At 41.4% G+C, this 4,700-nt stretch carries 5 protein-coding genes; 3 read left to right on the top strand and 2 right to left on the bottom strand.

The genetic code is table 11. The annotated features are described in order from the left end of the window. The 3 genes from F6J99_RS42310 to F6J99_RS42320 all read left to right on the top strand — a co-directional run. Positions 1-522, top strand: a 522-nt coding sequence (locus F6J99_RS42310; RefSeq protein WP_293122747.1) for a hypothetical protein, incomplete at its 5' end; no start/stop codon positions are given. 16 nt (positions 523-538) lie between these two features. Continuing rightward, positions 539-1,309, top strand: a complete 771-nt coding sequence (locus tag F6J99_RS42315; RefSeq protein ID WP_293122750.1) for a CmcI family methyltransferase — start codon at positions 539-541, stop codon at positions 1,307-1,309. Positions 1,310-1,631: 322 nt separating this feature from the next. After that, on the top strand, positions 1,632-3,311 hold the full coding sequence (locus F6J99_RS42320; protein ID WP_293122753.1) for an AMP-binding protein: 1,680 nt from the start codon (positions 1,632-1,634) through the stop codon (positions 3,309-3,311). 316 nt (positions 3,312-3,627) lie between these two features. On the opposite strand, the gene F6J99_RS42325 is transcribed toward F6J99_RS42320, so the two are convergent. After that, positions 3,628-4,179: a PEP-CTERM sorting domain-containing protein gene (locus tag F6J99_RS42325; protein ID WP_293122756.1), complete on the bottom strand. Its 552-nt coding sequence runs from the start codon at positions 4,177-4,179 to the stop codon at positions 3,628-3,630. Between the two features lie 101 nt (positions 4,180-4,280). Further along, entirely contained in the window at positions 4,281-4,484 is a 204-nt protein-coding gene (locus F6J99_RS42330) for a hypothetical protein (protein ID WP_293122759.1), read from the bottom strand. Between the last annotated feature and the right edge of the window lie 216 nt (positions 4,485-4,700).

Here is a 4,700-nt window from a genome sequence, read left to right on the forward strand (position 1 = left end):
TCCAGACCCATCCAAGTAAATGCTTTAGCTGCTACTGGAGTCGCCAAGACAGAGTTAGGCATTGATACCGAAGATACCATTGCCCTAACGGTTCAGTGGGAAAACATCGAGAGTGGGAATTTAGGAATCTCCATTCATACGGCATCATGGATTGCCCCTAAATCTGACGTTCATTCCCAACAACGGTTTTTCTACATGGGTCATCAAGGAGAGTTACAAGTCGATCAAGCTCATCGAGGTTATACAACTGCAACAGTATCTGGGGGATATGCTAGTATTAACCCCCTATTTATGAAGTACGAACCCTCTGATGGCAAATTTGCTGGACAGGGAGCCTACGGTTATCAAAGTCTTGAAAGATTTGTGGATGCAGTAGGCAGTATTAATGAGGGAAAAGCGGAACCCAAAGATTTTGACAATACTCTCGCAACTGCTGCACGAACTCTCCAGACAACAGCAATTCTTGAAACTGGTCGTCTCAGTTTAGAGAATGGTGGTTCACCTATTAAGATTCGTTTCTAATTTTAGAGAGAATATTATGAGTTTCAAAACAACAGTTCAACTAGCCAAACATAAACACGAACTATCGAACGAAAAACGGTTTGTCAAGATTTCCGAACGAGAGTATCGTAGTGATCTTCCAGAAGCCGCGTGGAAAAATCTGTTGCAAAACAACAATTTACAGACATGGAAAGGAATGATTTTGGCTAAAGGAGTTCCGGAAATCACCCTTTATCCGATGCTGATGTACGAGCTTCAACCTCAAACGATTATTGAAATTGGAGCCTTTAATGGTGGTAGTGCAATTTGGTTTGCAGATATTGCCAAGGCATTGGAAATTGAGAGCTACGTTTACTCAACTGATATAGATTTATCTCTCCTAGATGAGAAGGCAAAAGACCACCCAAGAGTTCAGTTTCTCGAAGGAGATAGTAATTACATTGAGTCTATATTACCTCCAGAGTTACTCTCTACTCTCCCTCATCCTTGGTTCATTACTGAAGATGCTCATGTCAATTCAGCGGGAATTTTAGAGTATTTTCATAACAATGGTCTTCAGAGTGGAGACTATATCATTATTGAGGATACTAATCCTTTAATGTGGAAGCGTGGCATCAAAGATGAGAAAGTTATTGGTGCTTATGACGAAGATTATCCCGACCAAGAAACACTAGGGGAAAGGCTAATGGCAGAGTTGGAAAGCTGGCTGAAAAAACATGAAGAGGAGTATTTGATAGATAGCTATTATCTAGATATGTATGGATACAATGTTTCCAAAAATTGGAATTCTGTGCTCAAGAAAGTGTGAAGGTAATAACAGAATGTTGCCATACAGAGTGTATTACGCAGAGATGGCATTTTTATCGTAGCAGCTTTGCGAAAGTCAAACCCAGTATCCGTATAAATATTTATACGGATATGATATTTTATGTTCGCCAAATCACCAAACGGTTGTAGTTCTTACATAGGGCAATCAGTAGCAGGACAATCAGTAGCGCGTAATGTAGGTTATAACTACGTTTAATGTCTGCCCAAAACAGCGACGTAGTAGCATGTGTATCTTTTGTAGTTTATGGGTTGAAATCATTACCCAGTATTGATTTTAGCCTGTTTTTCGCCCCAGGAATCCAATGCTTAAAAATACAATTGTCGAGAAATACAACAAATATGCAAGTTATGAAAGCAAAAGATGGCAAGATTTAGCAGCACAAAACGTCAATAGTTGGGCGGATGTCTGGGAACAATCAGTAGCTCAATTGTCTCACCGCCCAATAGTGCAGGAGGTGGGTTCTATATCCCCTTGGAGCTATCAAGAACTTGATCGCGCAGCCGATAAAATAGCAGAATGGGCGATTTCCTCAAATCAAAAATACATCGGGGTTCACCAAAACAATAGTGCTGTTTTCCTAGCTACTGTCTTGGGATTAGCTAAAGCAGGAATTGTCGCAGTTTTATTTAATGTCAGAGAATCAGCTCAAAAATTATCAACTTTAGCCCATAATTCAGGAGTCAAGATTACCATAGGTCAGCCCATCCCATCAGTAGAAACCTATGACCCAAACTGGATTCTTGAACGTCCCTGGTCAGGTCGGACTTCCGCAAAACACCGTTGTCACGTCACAATTGATGACCCAGTTGTAATTATCTTTACCAGTGGAACCAGTGGTCGCAGTAAACCTGCACTCTTTAGTCATCGCCGGATGATTGGTGCAGGAATCGCTTGGTCGTTGCGAACAGGGATGTCTTCTGACAGTAAGTGTTACATCACTTTGCCTCTCTATCATGGAAATGGGCTAGCTGTGGCTTTTTCTAGTTGTTTAGAAGTGGGAGCTTGTGCTGTAGTCCGCGATAAATTTTCTGTGGGAGCATTTCTGACGGATGTGCGTACCTACAATTGTGATTCAGTTGTTTATATTGGCGAACTGTGGCGTTATCTGAGCAACAGTCCCCAACAACCCGAGGATGCCAAAAATCCCCTGCGCGTTATTTTTGGTAATGGTTTAACATCTCCCCTCTGGGAGCAGGTGATCGAAAGATTTGGGATTGAAAAAGTAGTAGAACATTACGGTGCGACAGAAATGCCAGCATCAGCACTGACAAATTGGACGGGAAGACCGGGTTATTGTGGTTTTATTCCCCTAGACCATCCTGATGCCAACAATGTAGCGTTAGTTAACGAGCAAGGAAAAGTTGTTGCACCGGGAGAAGTTGGAGAGGCTGTGTTGCGGGTTCCGGGTAATTTCTATCGAGGTTATCTTGACCCAAAACTAGATGAGGATAAACTCTGGAGAAATTTATTTGAACCAGGTGACTTGTGGTGGCGTTCTGGAGATTTACTATGTCGAGATGCTGAAGGCTTTTTTATGTTTGTTGACCGTATGGGTGACAGCTTTCGTTGGAAAGGAGAAAATGTTTCTTGTGTGGAAGTCGAGGAAGCAATTTTATCGACGGGTAAAGTCCGAGAAGCGGTTGTTTATGGAGTTCCAATTCCTGGTGCATCGGGTAAAGTAGGGATGGCATCTATTTTACCTATTGAGTATTTGGATGAAGGTGAAACTCTTGATGATTTCTTGACTCACTTGCAAGAACTTTTACCTCCCTATGGTATCCCACACATTATTCGATTAGTTGATCGGCATCACGAAACAACTTCCACTATGAAGATTATCAAAGCGCATCTACAGACTGAGGGGTTTAAGCAAATTGAAAAATATCCACATTTTGCGTTACGTCAGGGTCGGTATGTTCGGCTGAAAAGGGATTGCATCTCGGTACTAGAGTCAGGAAAATTAACTCTAGGTTTTAGGTAAATAATATCAATGGTAGTGGTAAAGATGTAGTGAATTAACCAAGGTATGTTAAGGTTTGTCAAGGGTTTCAACTATGGTAGTGACTTCCAGGTATTGAAAGCCTCATCAGCCCGAGAAAGAGTAAGCATTCAGCTATCAGCCGTTGGCCATTCGCGTAGCGTGGCCAAAGACTATGAATTCCTGGCCGAAAGGCCAGGGAACTGAGATTAAGCAAATGCTTACCTATTTCATTCAAAAGCTGAAGGCTGACGGCTGATAGCTGAACGCGCACGCGTGAGCGTAGCGCATATGCTTAGGTTTTTTTAGTCTGTTTTTTCTATACCTTTGGCGAAGATGCTATCTTTTTCTTTGAGAGCCAGCCTAAACCTAAAAGAGTAAGTCCTATAACCGTGCGAGGTTCAGGTACACTTGCTGGTGGTTCATTTTCTACCCGCCTAAAACCCACTGTCTCTGGCAATTCTCCATCTACCTCGAACGCAGTAAACAAGTCTCCGAAAATACTTGGACCACTACCAGGATTAAACCTAAAATCTTCTGTAGCCCAACTTAGCCGGCCCTCTCCGGCCAGGATTGACCATACAGGCTGTCTCGTAGAATCCGCCTTGGTATAGGTTCTATTGTTGAAAAAAAACTCAATTTCATCGACTGGATAAGTTAAGTTTACTACGGTAATACCAGGAGGAACAATAAATTCACTCCGGGTTTCATTGACATCATCATAGCTAAACTTACCCGATGACCCTGCTGTTGAAAACTCATAGGTAATGGTAATAGCTTGGGCAGGATTAGTTTCAATAACTGCTAGGCTTAAAGCCGCACCAGTAGTGAGTAGTGCTATGTTTTGGCAGATACTTTGTAGCTTTAACATTGATTTACCCCTATAACTTATTTGTTGATCTTACTGAGGTTTAAGTAATAAAAATAAGTCTATAGCAAGGGGCAGGATAGTTGACCAAGATTACAGAAGCTTTAAATAAACTTTACTGAAAAATAATAAAATGCTATTGTGAATAACGGTTGATAGTAGAGCAATAGGGAGTAGGGAGTAGGGAAAAGGGAAGAGGGAACAGAAAGGGGTTGATAAACTTTAAATTTCTTAACACAGTTAACAGAATTGATGTCCAAGTACTTAGTTGAAAACTTGTTGATAAATCCCAACCAAATTCTGGTCAACTAATCCTATTTGGAAGTGGGATTAGGGCTGGTATTTAAAGTAACAGTAAGGAGAAACTAATGAATACCAAACTATAGCATTTATCACAGTTATCAGGTAAATTAAATTTTATTATCCCTACTCCCTACTCCCTACTCCCTACTCCCTATGAGCGATCAGGATTGGCGTACTCTTTGCAGGTATTGCTCATGTCAGCATAGACACTAAGCAGAGGT

Origin of the sequence: Moorena sp. SIO4G3 (assembly GCF_010692305.1) — a bacterium.
In the GTDB taxonomy this organism is placed as follows: domain Bacteria; phylum Cyanobacteriota; class Cyanobacteriia; order Cyanobacteriales; family Coleofasciculaceae; genus Moorena; species Moorena producens_A.

Bases quoted from the DNA above. Each gene is read 5' to 3' on its own strand.
- F6J99_RS42315 (WP_293122750.1), top strand. From the start codon at position 539: ATGAGTTTCAAAACAACAGTTCAACTAGCCAAACATAAACACGAACTA.
- F6J99_RS42320 (WP_293122753.1), top strand. From the start codon at position 1,632: ATGCTTAAAAATACAATTGTCGAGAAATACAACAAATATGCAAGTTAT.
- F6J99_RS42325 (WP_293122756.1), bottom strand. From the start codon at position 4,179: ATGTTAAAGCTACAAAGTATCTGCCAAAACATAGCACTACTCACTACT.